Source organism: Blautia sp. ZXY-1-C6 (assembly GCF_056339875.1).
On the sequence record NZ_JBWJVQ010000189.1, the window covers coordinates 42958 to 58055 of the forward strand.

Below are 15098 nucleotides of genomic sequence, written 5' to 3' on the forward strand. Positions count from 1 at the left end.
TATGTTCTTCAAAATCTGATACAGTAAATCTGTTAAAAATAAGGCAGGGCATATCAGCCCGCAATTCTTAAATCTTATACAAATCAAGAAAGCAGACAGATCATATGCAAAGAATCCTTAAATATATTATCTCCGAAAATACAACTCCGGTCACGATTCTGGACTTTCTAAAAAAAGAGGGGTTTTCCCGCCACATATTAAGCTCAATGAAGAACACTCCCAACACCATCATTCTCAATGGTGAACGTGGTTTCGGACGATCAGTGCTTAAACCGCAGGATCATCTGATCGTCACTGTTCCTGAAACCGAATCAGGAGAAAACATTATCCGTACAAAGATGGATTTGAATATCATTTATGAAGATGAGGATATCCTTGTGATAAACAAGCCTGCAGATATGCCTGTGCACCCTTCTGCGGGAAATTATGAAAATACTCTGGCAAATGGAATCGCCTGGTATTTTGCAGAAAAAGGAGAAGATTTTGTTTACCGCTGTATCAACCGGCTGGACCGGGATACCACCGGTGCTCTGATCCTTGCCAAAAATCCCCTCAGCGCAGCGATTCTGTCAGTTCAGATGAAAAAACGTCAGATTCTCAGGACTTATCTCGCACTTGTAGACGGGCTTCTTCCTGACTCCGGAACGATCAACGCTCCTATCGCACGAATGGAAGGCTCCGTGATCACCAGGGAAGTAAATTTCGGAACCGGGGAGTCTGCAATAACTCATTATGAACGGCTGGCGGCAGGAAAAGAATATTCTCTGGCCGAACTTCATCTGGAAACAGGACGCACACACCAAATCCGTGTGCATATGAAATATATCGGGCATCCTCTGCCCGGAGATTATTTATACAATCCTGATTACCGTCGGATAAACCGCCAGCCCCTCCATTCTTATCAGCTGGAGTTTACTCATCCGACAACCGGAAAGGTCATGCTTTTTACTGCTCCGCTTCCCATTGATTTCATTTCTGCCTTTTATAGCAATCCTCTAAAATAATGTATTTATAGCAATTCCATAAATTACTGCAAACAAAACAGTTCATCAGCTTTTTGTCTGATGAACTGTTTTGATATGAATGCATATACATTCTTACTTATTTTTCTCATAAATGATCAGAAGACCTCTCAGAAGAAGTTCCTCATCCAGAATGATTTCTCTTTTACAATGGGGAACGATTTTCTTTGCCAGACCACCGGTTGCCACTACAGTTGCCTTCTCCCCCAATTCCTCTTCGATCCTGTCAATAATTCCATCCAGAGCTGCTGCATTGCTGTAAAGAACCCCACTCTTCATACATTCGATCGTGTTTTTCCCAATCACATGTCTTGGCGCATCAATACTGATTCCGCTGAGCTGGGAAGCCCTCGCAGTAAGTGCATCCAGGGAAACCCCTACACCCGGAAGAATCATTCCTCCTACATACTGCTTCTTACTGTTGACAACAGACGCTGTGGTTGCAGTTCCCATATCAATAAGGATTAACGGCACCGGATAACCGGCAATTCCTGCCACTGCATCAGCAACCTGATCTGCACCAAGCTGTCCCGGATTATCCATCATAATATTCAGTCCTGTCTTTACACCAGGTCCGAGAACAATTGCATTTTTCTTAAGAATTTTCTCTGCGGCAAGTTTCACAATATTTGTGATCTGCGGCACTACAGAAGAAATAATACAGCCCTCAATCTCTGTTTTTTTTATATGATAGATATCAAGAACATTCTTTAAATCCACCGCATATTCCAGTTCCGTCTTTGTACGGTTAGTAGAAAGGCGTTCTATAAAATATGTTTTCCGGTCATCAATACATCCAACTACAATGTTGGTGTTTCCAACGTCAATTGCTAAAATCATAATTATTTATCTCCAATTTCTTAATCGTCCTGTTCCCTTAACAGACAGAATCCTGCATCAGCGAAAGAATTTTATCCAGGATCCTAAAAGCTGCGTCTTCTTTACTCATAAGCGGAAGAGAGATTTCCTCATCCTGTGTGATCAATGTCAGTACATTGGTATCTCCCTGAAATCCGGCGCCCTCCACTTTCACATTGTTGGCAGCCACCATATCCAGATTTTTCTTTGCCAGCTTGGCTCTGGAATTGTCGATCACATTCTGTGTCTCCATGGAAAATCCGCAGAGAAACTGTCCATGCTGTTTGTGTTCCCCAAGAAACTTCAGGATATCATCTGTTCTTTCCAGTTCTATGGACATCTGTCCATCACTTTTCTTAACTTTTTCTTCACTGATCCTGGCAGGGCGGTAATCTGCCACAGCAGCAGCTTTAATAATGATGTCCTGTTCGTTGCTGACAGAAGTTACAGCTTCATACATGTCTCTTGCAGTCACAACAGGTATCAGATTTACAAACATGGGAGGTTCAATTGAAGTACGTCCGCTGACCAGCGTGACATCTGCACCGCGGAGCATGGCAGCTTTCGCAATAGCATAGCCCATTTTTCCTGAAGAATGATTGGTAAGATAACGAACAGGATCAACAGATTCCTGTGTAGGACCTGCAGTTACAAGGATTTTCTTTCCTTTCAGATCTTTCTCACAGGCAGCTTCGCGCTCAATATAGGCAAGTAATGTCTCAGGTTCCGGCATTTTTCCCGCTCCTGTGTCACCACATGCCAGATATCCGCACGCCGGAGCGATCACTTCATATCCGTAATGCTCCAGAATCTTTAAATTATCCTGTACTACAGGATTCTCAAACATATTGGTATTCATGGCCGGGGAAATGAATTTTTTACATTTGCATGCCATGATCGTGGTAGTAAGCATGTCATCTGCGATCCCATGTGCCAGTTTACCGATCACATTAGCACTTGCCGGTGCGATCATCACTACATCTGCTTTCTTTGCAATCGATACATGCTCTACCTGAAACTGAAAATTCCGGTCAAAGGTATCCACCAGACATTTATTTCCTGTGAGAGTTTCAAAAGTGATCGGATTGATAAAATTCGTGGCATTCTCTGTCATCAGCACATGAACATCTGCATGGCGTTTCTTCAGCGCGCTTGCCAGATATGCAATCTTATACGCCGCAATGCTGCCTGTCACTCCCAGTAATACTGTTTTTCCTTCCAGTGTCATTTTCCTTTACCTCTTTCTCCGAACCATATTATTTCTGGCTGTTTCTACGTCTTTATACTTACATGTCAAAATCTATCATAATTCATCTTTGATAACAGGATTCTGACTTTTACAATTCTATTTATTATAGACTAATTATTATCAAAAATGCAATAAGTGATTTGTTTTATTTGCGAAACAATCAGAACGTTACTGTTCACAGTAACGTAGCCAAAATTCATTCCAGATTGCCTGCGGCAATGGAATTTTGGCTTGTATGTCTCGGGATTTTGGCATATTCATGCCAAAACACCTCGCGGGATAGAGGTATGTGAACAGTAACGGTGAACCTCAGCAAGATTACACTTAACCGTTGTTTATAAAGATTTCCTGCATTATAATAATAATCAGTCAGATATCCATAATTTGCGCTGGACTCTACCTGACTTAACTGACAGACCGGATTACTATAATATACTGATATCAACATATAAATCCGGTGTATGACTTTGTGGAGGAATATAGGAATATATGAAGAATTATCAGATCACGCAATGGTGCGCAGCTTTTATCAGACAGCAGGTACAGGAAGGAGACTTCTGTATTGATGCTACAATGGGAAACGGAAATGATACGCTTCTGCTTTCGCAGCTATGCGGAGAATCAGGAAAGGTTCTTGCCTTTGATATTCAGGAGCAGGCACTGACTGCAACCCAAAAGAGACTGAACGCCGGACATGTTCCGGAAAATTACCGACTGCTTCTGGAATCTCACGCAAATATGGCAGAATATGCCACACCAGACAGTGTAAGCTGCATTGTATTTAATTTTGGTTATCTTCCCGGAGGAGATCATTCACTTGCAACCAGAGGTAAAACCAGCATTCAGGCATTGACCCAGGCTTTAACCCTTCTGAAAAAAGGCGGAATGATTTCTCTTTGCATCTACAGTGGCGGCGATTCCGGATTTGAAGAGCGGGATCAGATCCTTGACTGGCTGAAAAACCTTGATCCCCATCAATATCTGGTAATCAAAAGCGAATATTATAATCGCCCCAACAACCCACCGATACCAGTGCTGATAATTAAAAATTAACTGTATCTGTTCCAAAAAGCAGCAGAAAAGATTTTTCATATCTCTCCTGCTGCTTCTTGTTATGCCTTTTCTTCAATTTTTGTTTGTTCTCCGGGCACTTATACTTCGATTTCTGTTTTACTTAATCTGTAATGGTAATCTTCTCAATAACCGGCTGCTGATCTGACGGGATTGTTCCATTGTCGTCTGTCGGTTTTGCATCCTCGCAGATCTTATCAACAATATCCATGCCTTCTGTCACATGGCCAAATCCTGCATAATCTCCGTCCAGAAATGTACTGTCTGCCTGAACAATAAAGAACTGCGAGCTTGCGCTGTCCGGATCACTGGCTCTTGCCATGGAAATAGTCCCTCTTGTGTGGGAAATATCATTGTCTACTCCATTGTTGCTGAACTCACCCTTAATATTCTCTTCAGATCCACCTGTTCCGTCTCCGTTGGGATCACCACCCTGGATCATGAATCCATCCATGATACGGTGGAATGTCAGTCCGTCATAAAAACCTTCCTGTGCAAGTTTCACGAAATTTGTCACTGTGATCGGTGCTGTATCTGCATCCAGTTCCACATCAATCGTACCGTAATCCTTTACTTCAATCTCTGCGTGATGAATTCCTGTCAGTTCTTTGGAAGTATCCAAAAGCACACTGGTTGTACTGCTGTCTGAAGAATCTTTATTTTCAGAATCTGTATCAGCAGAATCACTCTTTTCATCAGAACCATCAGAAAATCCGGCTTTTTCTGCCTCTTCTTCACTTGCTACATTATCACTGTCAGAAGAAGCAGCTTTTGTCTCCGTCTCTTCCTGAGAAGAAGTCTCCTCTTTCGCTGTTTCCTCTGTTTTTGTACTCTCTTCTGTTTTATCACTGCTGCCACATCCTGCCAGTAAACCTGCTGACATAGCTGTAACACAAAGTGCTGCCAGTAATTTTCTTTTCATTTTCCTTTACCTCCGAAATCATTTACAACAATCTGATTATAACCTATCTCAGAAAAAAAACAACTCTTTTCACAAAATGTTCAGATTGTGGATGTTTCCTGTGTTTACTTCTTTCTGATTGCCTGTTAAAATATATATGGCTGTTCAGTTCTGTACCTTCCCTTTTTGCAGTGAAACCGGAACAACAGACTGATGAACAGTCAGAATATATCTGCAAAAGAAAGCGAGGAATCCAAAATGGAAAAAATAACAAGTTTTACCATTGACCATATCAAATTACAGCCTGGAATTTATGTTTCACGTAAGGATCCGGTTGGCGGCAGTATGATCACTACCTTCGATATCCGTATGACTTCTCCTAACGAAGAACCTGTGATGAATACCGCTGAGCTTCACACGATCGAGCATCTGGCAGCAACATTCCTGAGAAATCATAAAGAGTTCGGCTCTAAAATGATCTACTGGGGACCGATGGGATGCCGTACAGGTAATTATCTTCTTTTAAATGGCGATTATGAGTCCAAGGATATCGTTCCGCTTATGATCGAGACTTTTGAATTTATACGTGATTTTGAAGGTGAAGTTCCGGGAGCATCTGCAAAAGACTGCGGAAATTATCTGGATATGAATCTGCCTATGGCAAAATATCTGGCAGGAAAATTTCTGGATGAAGTTCTTTATGATATCAAGCCAGACAGACTTATTTATCCACAGTAACATTCTACAGTATTACAGCAATCCTCATAAACAACACACCGAAAAAGATTTCTATCGTATTTTTCAGACAAAAAAAGCAGAAGCTGACAGGTCATTATCCCCCGCAGCTTCTGCTTTTACTTATACATTTCTGTCAACATTTTTCCAAAAAAGCCTTTATTGTACCTCTCATAGAAATATATTTAAAGAGGACTGATACAAATTTTTATATCATCAGATTATTCTGCACTTTCATCATAAGACGTATCTGCTGATGTATCTGCTGCAGTCTCACCTGCGTCTGCTGATGTATCTGCTGCAGTCTCACCTGCGTCTGCTGCCGGAGCTGTTGTTGTCACAAAATCTCCGCTTGCATAACAGGTCTGTCCATTATAATCCACACGAATCCATCCATTCTCGCATACACCTGTACTGTTCAGCTGAGTTCCGGCTGCCACACTTGAAATCAGATCTGCATCTGAACTTGCATCAGAACGAAGATTTAATTCTGATGACGCATAATAGGTACCGGATTTCACTTCTACTTTTACACCACTGGCTGTCTGCTCTGCTGCCGGCGTTGGTGTTGCTTCCGGTGTTGGTGTTGCCTCTGAAGCCTCAGGAGTAGGTGTGACTTCCGGTGTTGGTGTTACTTTAACGATCATAACGCTGGAATCAATAGTAGGATCAAATCCGCATCCCTGAGCAGCAAATGCAAGTCCCAGTACAAGAACCAGCCAAAGTGATTTCTTCATAAGTAGTTTCCTCCTTTATCAAACACGCTCTGTCCCCTCGTGTTTTCTGTGTTCGCTTTATGTATTAATATACACGATTCTTACAGATAATTCAAGTATGCGTTTTGTCCTGCTTTGTCTGCTTTCTTCCATTTGCGCGGAATTGCTGCAGGGTTACTGTTCACTCCGTTCTCAGTAACGCTGTAGGTTCTGTGTTTATCTACAACAATTCATAAAGGACTTCCACCTCGCCGCCACAGATCATTCCCAGATTCGCACCGCCCTGGTTAGACAGATTATATTTTCTGATTTCACCATGCTGCGCTTCTGGTGCATATTTCAAAGCCTGAAATTCTACATTTCCGCCTCCGATGCTTCCATATGAATTCCCGTCTTTATCAATAAACATTTTACTTCCTGTCCCTCTTGGAGAAGAACCACTCTTGGATATGATCGTGATCATAATTCCATTTTCTTTTTTCCTGACAGCATCCTCCACAGCTCCATCAATATAAGAAACATCATACCTGTTCTTTTCCTGAACGATCTCCGCAGCAATACTTACAGCAATCTCTGCCGGCATATGTCCTCCGATCGGCAATCCAATCGGTGCATGGATACTGTTGAGCTGTTCTTCGCTGAAACCTTCTCCGAGTAATTTTTCTCTGGTCAGTTTTACCTTATTTTTACTGCCGATCATTCCCAGATAAGTATAAGGGCGTCTCAGGATCTGTCTGGCACAGGCACTGTCTCCGAGATGACCTCTTGTCACGATCACATAATAAGCATTTTCATAGGCCGGTATTTTGTCTGAAAGTTTATCATAGCTGCCTTTGATCAGCCGATCGGCATCCGGAAATCTCTCTGAAGTCACAAAATCTTCTCTGTCATCCATAACAGTCACATGAAATCCCAGCATTTTTCCGATTTTTGCAACAGGCTGCGAAACATGTCCGCCTCCAAAAATGATAAGCTGCGGATTTTTCACATAAATTTCCACAAAGAAATCTACATCTCCCATATGAACAACTTTTGTCTCCTGGCACTCCGCCAGATCAGCTTCATATTTTTTCCAGAAATCTGCTGTATTTTCATCGGATGATAAACAATGGTTTTCTTTTATCAGACATTTTTCGCCCTTATGATTCCCGTTTAAAACCATTGCTGTTTTTACTTTTCCTGTTTCTTCCAAAATTTGATAAATTTTTCTGTACATAACTCTCTCCTGTTTCGATATAAAATACCTTTTGACCATGACATCATTATATATTATAATTGACAGAAAAAGGGGGATTATTATGAAAAAAAACTTTTTTCTACACAGTCTGCCCTTCAGACTGCTTGTCGGCGTGGCTTTTGGAATCTGTATCGGACTTCTTCTTAATATAATAGATGAATCTGCCATTACGACTGCAGTACTGAATGTGGTTGTAACATCGAAGTATATTCTTGGTCAGCTGATCAGCTTTTCTGTTCCGCTGATCATCATTGGATTTATCGCACCATCTATTACCAGACTCGGAAACAATGCTTCCAGAATGTTAGGTGTTGCAGTCAGTATTGCTTATGCTTCCTCACTGGGAGCTGCTTTATTCTCTGCATTATCCGGATACCTGCTGATCCCACATTTGTCCTTCAGCTCCACTGCCAGTCATCTCAAAGCTTTGCCGGATGTAGTTTTTGAACTTTCCATTCCACAGATAATGCCTGTCATGAGTGCACTTGTACTGGCCATTATGCTGGGACTTGCATCTGCATGGACAAAAGCCAGTCTGATTTCTTCTTTTCTTGAAGAATTTCAGAAGATCATACTGGCTATTGTATCAAGAGTCATTATTCCGATTCTCCCATACTTCATCGGACTGACTTTCTGTTCACTGGCATACGAAGGAACAATCACCAGACAGCTTCCTGTATTCCTTCAGGTAATCGTCATTGTTCTGATTGGACATTTTATCTGGATAGCTCTTCTATATATACTTGCAGGAATTTATTCCAGAGAAAATCCTCTGAAAGTTGTGAAACATTATGGTCCCGCCTACCTCACAGCCATAGGTACCATGTCATCTGCTGCCACACTGCCAGTCGCCCTCCAATGCGCACACAGAGCAAAACCTCTCCGAAAGGATATGGTAGATTTTGGTATTCCACTGTTTGCCAATATTCATCTCTGTGGTTCTGTCCTCACAGAAGTATTCTTCTGTATGGCAATCTCCAAAATTCTCTATGGTGCAGTTCCTGCGCCGGGGGCCATGGTTCTTTTCTGTGTCCTGCTTGGAATTTTTGCCATTGGTGCTCCGGGTGTACCGGGAGGCACCGTTATGGCATCTCTCGGTATTATCACCGGTATCCTGAAATTCGGCGATTCTGCTACAGCTCTGATGCTGACTATCTTTGCCCTTCAGGACAGTTTTGGGACAGCCTGTAACGTAACAGGCGATGGTGCCCTGACTCTGATTCTTACCGGATATGCCAGATACCACAATATCAGAGAACAGAAATTGCAATAAAAGTTTAAAATACCATCATATCTGTCTTTTTCTCAGATATGATGGCCTTCATTTTCTTACGGACGAATCACCTTATCTGCACCTGTCATACGCTCTGCAATCGTATACATATCGGTAACTTTTCCAACCATCAGTTTCTCCATCAGTCCATAATGCTTCAGGCAGGTACCGCAGGTCAGGATTTCCACGCCTTCTTCTTCCATCTTTTTCAGATCTTCCAGACTTTCAGAGTCTTCTGTTGTAAGTTTTGCACCTCCATTATAGAAAAGGATTGTATCCGGATGTGTTTCCATCTGAGAAAGGGCATAGATAAATCCTTTAATCAAAATCTTTCCCAGTTCATCATCACCATTTCCCATAACATTTGAGGAGATTACTGCTACCGTCACTTTTTTATGCGGTGCTTCGCAGACAAATTCCTCTTCTTCCAAGGTACCACCTGTCTGTTCAGTCTGTACTGCCATCTTCACCTGATACTTTTTGTCTCCCAGTTTTTCAGATACAAACGTACAACCTGTTTTATTTGCAAGTCTGCTCAGATTATTCACTGCGGTTTCATTATCGATCAGAATTTCAATCTCATCACCGACTGCCGCATTATCAATAACCTTCTTTGTCATCACTACCGGAATCGGACACTGTTTTCCCATTACATTTACTTCATGTTTCATTTTCTGTCACCTCTTGTTATTCTTTATATTCACTGCTTATTACTCTTCGCAATCTCCCTAGAGCGTGTCTGAAAAATCATTCCCGCAATCTGCACGCCCCACTTTGCAGGATATTTCACCCGAATTCAGTTGCCGTAGCCCACTACGGCGCCCTCATCCGGGCAAAATATCCCACAAATTGTGACGCACATCTTGCAGAAAGCCTTTTTCAGACACGCTCTAGGGGACTTACCTGATTACAACAATTCCATAAAATATATATTTTACATCTGATTCTTACCGCGTTTAATATATTTTCCTGTTTTCTCCAGAATTACTTTTCCATCCTGCACCACATGAGCTCCTCTTAAATATACGCTGTCAATATCTCCATGAAGCTTAAATCCCTCATATGGATTATTATCCGTATGATACAGATGTGTCTTTGCAGAGATAACGTTTTCCTTCTCAGGATCAAATACAACAATATCTGCATCACTTCCCTCACGTATCACGCCCTTATTGGGATACACTCCGTAAAGTTTAGCTGCATTCTCACTTAACAGACGGCACATCTGTTCCTGCGTGATCCTGCCTGTGCGTACACCGTATGTATAAAGCAGAGTTCCTCTCGTCTGTACTCCCGGCAGCCCTCCCGGAATCTTCGTGAAATCATCTTTACCAAGAGCTTTCTGCTCCATTGTAAAGCTACACTGGTCAGTTGCAACCGTCTGGATCTGATCATTCGCCAGTGCTTTCCACAGGCAGTCCTGATCTGCTTTCTTACGGATTGGAGGTGCACACACGTATTTGGCACCTTCAAAATCCGGTTTTGAATATACACTGTCATCCAGAAGCAGATACTGCGGACAGGTTTCCGCATATACCTTTTGTCCGTTCATTCTGGCACGCATAACTTCTTCAAATGCTTTCCGGTTGGTAAGATGTACTACCATTACAGGAGCATTTGCTGCATCTGCGATCACAAGAAGGCGGTGAACTGCCTCTGCCTCCATAATATCCGGACGCACCAACGGGTGATTCTCAGGTCCCAGACGTCCCTCTTTTTTGGCTTCTGCGATCAAAGCATCGATTGCCCCTGCATTCTCACAATGTACCCCTGCAAAACATCCATATTCATTTAATTTCTTAATAATCTTATAAAGGTCACCGTCATCTACGATCATTGCCGGATAAGTCATGTAAAGCTTAAAACTGGTAATCCCTTCATTGATCATATCCTGTATTTCTCTCTCAGTTTCCTCATTCCATTCCACAACAGACATATGGAAAGAATAATCACAGGAACATTTCCCATCTGCTTTCTTATGCCACTTCTCAAGGCCTTCCTTCAGCGTATGACCACCTTTATCCTGAGACGCATAATCGATCACCAGAGTTGTTCCTCCTGCAATGGCAGCTCTTGTTCCTGTTTCAAAATCATCTGCCGTCACTGTTCCTGCCACTTCCAGGTCAAAATGTGTATGTCCGTCTATAAATCCCGGAAAAAGCAGCTTACCGTTTACATCAACTACCTGTGCATCCTCTGCTTCCAGATTCCGGCCTACTTTTACAATCTTCTCTCCATCTATAAGAACATCTTCTCTGACAGACATATCCCCCGATACTACTGTACCATTCTTCAGTAAAGTTTTCACTGTTTCTGACACCCCTTTCTTTATTATAAGTTAGGGACAAAAAGTATTTTACCCCTAACTTATCGCAATTCTCATGTTTAAAATATACCACGATTCCTATATCACTTCAATGATTTATGATTATAATCACAAATTTTTTAAGGTATTCACATTTATTTTTTTTAGGCTCTTTTTATTTCCTTTTTTTTATGATAGAATATAAAAAATGTGCAGTTTCCATGTGTCTGCACTGAACGTTTTGACGGATAAATTTATCCGCTTTACTACATGCTCATAATCGAATGACTGTTACTGCTCAGACTATAGAAGCCCCTGCCTGATTCGGTTATGATCCGTTTAAAAGTTATATTAATAGGAGGAAATCAAATGGGACGACTTACTGTGTTAAAACAAATCGCTGCTGATCTTGCTTCCCAGTTCGGACCTGACTGTGAAGTAGTAATCCATGATCTGAAAACTTCGGAGCCGGAACATTCCATCGTCTACATCGTAAATGGTCATGTTACAAACAGAGATATCGGAGACGGACCATCCAATGCTGTTTTTGATGCGATCCGCAATCAGGAAAAAGGAGCAACCCCCGAAGACCATACCGGTTATCTGATGAAAACAGCAGACGGCAAGATCCTGAAGTGCAGCACTTCCTACATTCATGATGACGATGGTACCCTTCATTATGTTTTCGGAATCAATTATGACATTACCAAGCTTACTATGATCGAATCTGCCCTTCATTCTCTTGTCACTCCGGAAAATAAGGAAGAGAAGCCCAAAGAGATCACTCATAATGTCAATGATCTTCTTGATCATCTGATTGAAGAATCTGTAGCTCTTGTAGGCAAACCTGTTCCTTTAATGAATAAGGAGGATAAGGTTACTGCTATTCAGTTCTTAAATGATGCAGGTGCTTTCCTTATTACAAAATCCGGAGATAAGGTTGCAAATTATTTCGGAATCTCCAAATATACATTGTACAGTTATATTGATGTAAATAAGTAAAAACAGGAAAGAATGATATAAAAACAGACCTGCATGGTACTTTTCCATCAGGTCTGTTTTTCTTCTGTTTTCTTTTTTCATCTAGCGCCGGTATATCGTTAAATATGCTCTCTCTTTCATCTCCTTCCTCGTATGTTTTTTCGATATTCCTTTATAGACTGATTATAACACAGAACAACAGCATTTTTTCTCTTTCACGCGAACAGTAATTATATGGTGTGAATGGTATGGAAAAAGGTTGTCTTTAAATTTGAAATCTTTTATACTTGATATATATACAACATTTTGATGATAAATTTTATTAATCCTTATCAGACGGAGGTGCTGTTATGTCTGAACAGATTTTATCTGCTGTTCATGGTGTCACTACCATGCTCTTTGGAATTTACTGTTCTGCATTTTTTCTTGGGATCAAACCGATCAGAAAAAATATCCTGACTATGTTTCTGTTATTTTTAGGGCAGGGACTGTTATATGTAATTGATCTGGCATTATTGGGGGAAACTCTTGCAAATATGTCCTATCCTCTGATCGTACATTTTCCATTGGTTTTATTCCTCTCCGTTCATTATAAGTATCCTCTGATTTCTTCCGCTGTTTCTGTCTTTTCTGCCTATCTGTGTTGCCAGATAAGCAACTGGACCGGATTATTCGCTTTGGCAATAACAGGATTACAGTGGTGTTATTATTCTGTGCGGATCTTAACAACAACCTTAACTTTTGTCCTTCTTTATCGATATGTATTTCGATCTACAAAAACAATTTTTACAAAGAATGCACGTGAGCTTTCCATCATCGGTTTCCTGCCATTTGTATATTACGTTTTTGATTATGCTTCCACCAAGTTTTCAACTTTACTTTATTCCGGAAATAAAGCAGTTGTTGAGTTCATGGGATTTGCATTCTGCATTGCCTACCTGGTATTTCTCATCATCTACTTTCAGGAATATGAGAATAAACAGGAGATAACGCAATACAGCAATCTTCGTGAAATGCAGCTTCAATCCATGCAAAACGAAATTGAACAGGTAAAGATCAGCAGCCAGAGACTGGCGATCCTGCGGCATGATATGCGCCACCATCTGAGTATTATTCTGACCCAGCTGCAAAACGGACATCCGGATAAAGCACAGGAATACATCCATGAAATTAATTCTGCATATGACGATACGATCATCGCCGCCTATTCCGGAAATGAAATGCTGAACTCTGTGCTTTCCATTTATCATTCCCGTTTCGCAGACAGAGGATTGTCTCTTATATGCAATGTTTCTACAGGAAAAGAACTTCCATGCTCCGATCTGTCCCTCTGTACAATCCTGTCCAATGCGCTGGAAAACTCCATGCATGCACTGGAGCAGCTAGAATCACCTTCAAAATGGGCCCGGCTTACTCTTTCACAGAAAAAGAATCACATTCTGTTCCAACTGGAAAATCCCGTAGAAAAAATTCCGGCATTTGTAGATGGAGTTCCGGTTTCTACCAGAAACGGGCATGGAATCGGTGTCAGGAGTATTATTTATTATGTGGAACAATTGCATGGACAGTGTCATTTTTCTATCGTGGACCATTGCTTTGTCCTGCGAATCATCATCTGACACAGGATTTTCACTGCCGGATACAATACATACATTTATTCACAGAAAGGTTTTGATAAAAATTATGAATATTGCAATTTGTGATGATGAAATACTCTTTACCCGGGAATTAAGTTCACTTCTGACTCACTGGGCGGAAAAAAATGATTTTTCACTTACCCTGTATCCATATTCCAACGGTGATGATCTGTTAACAGCTCTCCGGACAATTCCGGTAGATCTGATCTTTCTCGACATCATCATGCCATTATTAAACGGCATAGATACAGCAAGAGAAATACGCAGCATGGGACTGACTGTTCCTGTGATTTTTCTGACTTCTTCCAGAGAATTTGCCCTGGATTCCTATGATGTAAAAGCTTTTCATTATCTTTTAAAACCAGTAAATACTCTGAAACTTTTTTCTGTTATGGATGATTTTTTTAAAACTTATCATGTTCCGGCTGAAACTTTCGTCGCACATACTGCAGACGGATTCTGCTCAATTACGCTCAATGATGTAGATTATCTGGAAGCTCAGAATAAACAGGTTCTGGTCTGCCTTTCAAATGGAACTACTTTAAAAATCCGCGAATTATTTGTAAAGTGTGAAGGGGTCTTTACTCCGGAAAAAGGATTCTTTAAATGTCACCGAAGCTATATTGTAAACCTGTCCCACATAAAACAGTTCACAAGAACTATGGTCACTACCGGCATTTCCTCTGTCCCTATTTCCAGAAATAACTATTCTGCATTCAAAGATGCCTATTTTTCATATATGTTTGATTCCAACTCCGGTTAATCCGATAATTACAGCATTTGCGGATTACTATCCCCTCCGTTCTCAGCAATACATTTTGCAGTTCACTGCTTTTCGTACACCCTCACATATTCTTATCGTTCCATTTCATGTGCCTGTTTGTAGATTTCACAGGCAGCATAATTCACACATCTGTCATGTGCACAATCCATAAATGTGAGGGTTCTTTTATCTCCTTCCATCGTATATTCGCAGCAGACAGTCTGCCCTCCATTACATGTTCTGCAAAATCCCGAAATAAACTCTTCTTCTATCTCCATTTTATCCCTCCTCAATTTTCCTTATGTCTCATTATCGTTCCGAGAAACCAAAATACAGGCAACAATATATTC

General features: G+C 41.1%; 15 protein-coding genes and 2 pseudogenes. 8 read left to right on the forward strand and 9 right to left on the reverse strand.

The features are described 5' to 3' along the window. The first annotated feature begins 104 nt into the window (after positions 1-104). On the forward strand, positions 105-1004 hold the full coding sequence (locus AC075J_RS10785) for an RluA family pseudouridine synthase (RefSeq protein ID WP_008704813.1): 900 nt from the start codon (positions 105-107) through the stop codon (positions 1002-1004). Between the two features lie 93 nt (positions 1005-1097). Here AC075J_RS10785 and AC075J_RS10790 read toward each other — a convergent pair whose 3' ends face one another. Further along, the gene (locus tag AC075J_RS10790) at positions 1098-1862 is read right to left on the reverse strand and encodes a type III pantothenate kinase (protein WP_008704815.1); all 765 of its coding nucleotides are present in this window, start codon (positions 1860-1862) and stop codon (positions 1098-1100) included. A 37-nt stretch (positions 1863-1899) separates the two neighbouring features. Continuing rightward, positions 1900-3108: a bifunctional phosphopantothenoylcysteine decarboxylase/phosphopantothenate--cysteine ligase CoaBC gene (coaBC, locus tag AC075J_RS10795; RefSeq protein WP_008704816.1), complete on the reverse strand. Its 1209-nt coding sequence runs from the start codon at positions 3106-3108 to the stop codon at positions 1900-1902. A 510-nt stretch (positions 3109-3618) separates the two neighbouring features. On the opposite strand from coaBC, the gene mnmM reads away from it, so the two are divergent. Continuing rightward, a complete protein-coding gene (mnmM, locus tag AC075J_RS10800) occupies positions 3619-4182 on the forward strand; it encodes a tRNA 5-(aminomethyl)-2-thiouridylate-methyltransferase MnmM (protein WP_008704818.1) in 564 nt (187 codons plus the stop codon). 121 nt (positions 4183-4303) lie between these two features. Here the strand turns inward: mnmM and AC075J_RS10805 are convergent, their stop codons facing one another. Next, complete coding sequence (locus tag AC075J_RS10805; RefSeq protein WP_020993724.1) at positions 4304-5122, reverse strand: peptidylprolyl isomerase; 819 nt, start codon at positions 5120-5122, stop codon at positions 4304-4306. A gap of 237 nt (positions 5123-5359) precedes the next feature. On the opposite strand from AC075J_RS10805, the gene AC075J_RS10810 reads away from it, so the two are divergent. After that, positions 5360-5839: an S-ribosylhomocysteine lyase gene (locus AC075J_RS10810; protein WP_008704822.1), complete on the forward strand. Its 480-nt coding sequence runs from the start codon at positions 5360-5362 to the stop codon at positions 5837-5839. 218 nt (positions 5840-6057) lie between these two features. Here AC075J_RS10810 and AC075J_RS10815 read toward each other — a convergent pair whose 3' ends face one another. Both AC075J_RS10815 and AC075J_RS10820 read right to left on the reverse strand, forming a co-directional pair. Next, positions 6058-6573: an SH3 domain-containing protein gene (locus tag AC075J_RS10815; RefSeq protein WP_008704825.1), complete on the reverse strand. Its 516-nt coding sequence runs from the start codon at positions 6571-6573 to the stop codon at positions 6058-6060. A gap of 199 nt (positions 6574-6772) precedes the next feature. Then, positions 6773-7768 (reverse strand): XdhC family protein, encoded by a 996-nt coding sequence (locus AC075J_RS10820; protein WP_008704827.1) that lies wholly within the window; start codon positions 7766-7768, stop codon positions 6773-6775. An 82-nt stretch (positions 7769-7850) separates the two neighbouring features. On the opposite strand from AC075J_RS10820, the gene AC075J_RS10825 reads away from it, so the two are divergent. After that, positions 7851-9062: a dicarboxylate/amino acid:cation symporter gene (locus AC075J_RS10825; protein WP_008704829.1), complete on the forward strand. Its 1212-nt coding sequence runs from the start codon at positions 7851-7853 to the stop codon at positions 9060-9062. 56 nt (positions 9063-9118) lie between these two features. Here the strand turns inward: AC075J_RS10825 and yedF are convergent, their stop codons facing one another. Together yedF and AC075J_RS10835 are read right to left on the reverse strand one after the other, a co-directional pair. Then, positions 9119-9733: a sulfurtransferase-like selenium metabolism protein YedF gene (yedF, locus tag AC075J_RS10830; protein WP_008704831.1), complete on the reverse strand. Its 615-nt coding sequence runs from the start codon at positions 9731-9733 to the stop codon at positions 9119-9121. A gap of 29 nt (positions 9734-9762) precedes the next feature. After that, a pseudogene (locus tag AC075J_RS10835) lies at positions 9763-9912 on the reverse strand (DUF6783 domain-containing protein). On the opposite strand from AC075J_RS10835, the pseudogene AC075J_RS10840 reads away from it, so the two are divergent. Beyond that, a pseudogene (locus AC075J_RS10840) lies at positions 9862-9969 on the forward strand (DUF6783 domain-containing protein); the annotation flags it as partial. The pseudogenes AC075J_RS10835 and AC075J_RS10840 overlap by 51 nt on opposite strands. A gap of 27 nt (positions 9970-9996) precedes the next feature. Here the strand turns inward: AC075J_RS10840 and hydA are convergent. Further along, complete coding sequence (gene hydA, locus AC075J_RS10845; protein ID WP_476390312.1) at positions 9997-11370, reverse strand: dihydropyrimidinase; 1374 nt, start codon at positions 11368-11370, stop codon at positions 9997-9999. 366 nt (positions 11371-11736) lie between these two features. Between hydA and AC075J_RS10850 the strand changes: the two genes are divergently transcribed. The 3 genes from AC075J_RS10850 (at position 11737) to AC075J_RS10860 (ending at position 14748) form a co-directional block, all read left to right on the forward strand. Continuing rightward, complete coding sequence (locus tag AC075J_RS10850; protein WP_020993722.1) at positions 11737-12369, forward strand: helix-turn-helix transcriptional regulator; 633 nt, start codon at positions 11737-11739, stop codon at positions 12367-12369. Between the two features lie 329 nt (positions 12370-12698). Further along, a complete protein-coding gene (locus AC075J_RS10855; RefSeq protein ID WP_476390313.1) occupies positions 12699-13967 on the forward strand; it encodes a sensor histidine kinase in 1269 nt (422 codons plus the stop codon). Between the two features lie 64 nt (positions 13968-14031). Beyond that, positions 14032-14748 (forward strand): LytR/AlgR family response regulator transcription factor, encoded by a 717-nt coding sequence (locus AC075J_RS10860; RefSeq protein ID WP_020993721.1) that lies wholly within the window; start codon positions 14032-14034, stop codon positions 14746-14748. A 92-nt stretch (positions 14749-14840) separates the two neighbouring features. Here the strand turns inward: AC075J_RS10860 and AC075J_RS10865 are convergent, their stop codons facing one another. After that, positions 14841-15026, reverse strand: a complete 186-nt coding sequence (locus tag AC075J_RS10865; RefSeq protein WP_008704840.1) for a hypothetical protein — start codon at positions 15024-15026, stop codon at positions 14841-14843. Positions 15027-15098 lie beyond the last annotated feature (72 nt).

Coding starts and splice junctions, on each gene's coding strand:
- AC075J_RS10785 (WP_008704813.1), top strand. CDS start 105: ATGCAAAGAATCCTTAAATATATTATCTCCGAAAATACAACTCCGGTC.
- AC075J_RS10790 (WP_008704815.1), bottom strand. CDS start 1,862: ATGATTTTAGCAATTGACGTTGGAAACACCAACATTGTAGTTGGATGT.
- coaBC (WP_008704816.1), bottom strand. CDS start 3,108: ATGACACTGGAAGGAAAAACAGTATTACTGGGAGTGACAGGCAGCATT.
- mnmM (WP_008704818.1), top strand. CDS start 3,619: ATGAAGAATTATCAGATCACGCAATGGTGCGCAGCTTTTATCAGACAG.
- AC075J_RS10805 (WP_020993724.1), bottom strand. CDS start 5,122: ATGAAAAGAAAATTACTGGCAGCACTTTGTGTTACAGCTATGTCAGCA.
- AC075J_RS10810 (WP_008704822.1), top strand. CDS start 5,360: ATGGAAAAAATAACAAGTTTTACCATTGACCATATCAAATTACAGCCT.
- AC075J_RS10815 (WP_008704825.1), bottom strand. CDS start 6,573: ATGAAGAAATCACTTTGGCTGGTTCTTGTACTGGGACTTGCATTTGCT.
- AC075J_RS10820 (WP_008704827.1), bottom strand. CDS start 7,768: ATGTACAGAAAAATTTATCAAATTTTGGAAGAAACAGGAAAAGTAAAA.
- AC075J_RS10825 (WP_008704829.1), top strand. CDS start 7,851: ATGAAAAAAAACTTTTTTCTACACAGTCTGCCCTTCAGACTGCTTGTC.
- yedF (WP_008704831.1), bottom strand. CDS start 9,733: ATGAAACATGAAGTAAATGTAATGGGAAAACAGTGTCCGATTCCGGTA.
- AC075J_RS10850 (WP_020993722.1), top strand. CDS start 11,737: ATGGGACGACTTACTGTGTTAAAACAAATCGCTGCTGATCTTGCTTCC.
- AC075J_RS10855 (WP_476390313.1), top strand. CDS start 12,699: ATGTCTGAACAGATTTTATCTGCTGTTCATGGTGTCACTACCATGCTC.
- AC075J_RS10860 (WP_020993721.1), top strand. CDS start 14,032: ATGAATATTGCAATTTGTGATGATGAAATACTCTTTACCCGGGAATTA.
- AC075J_RS10865 (WP_008704840.1), bottom strand. CDS start 15,026: ATGGAGATAGAAGAAGAGTTTATTTCGGGATTTTGCAGAACATGTAAT.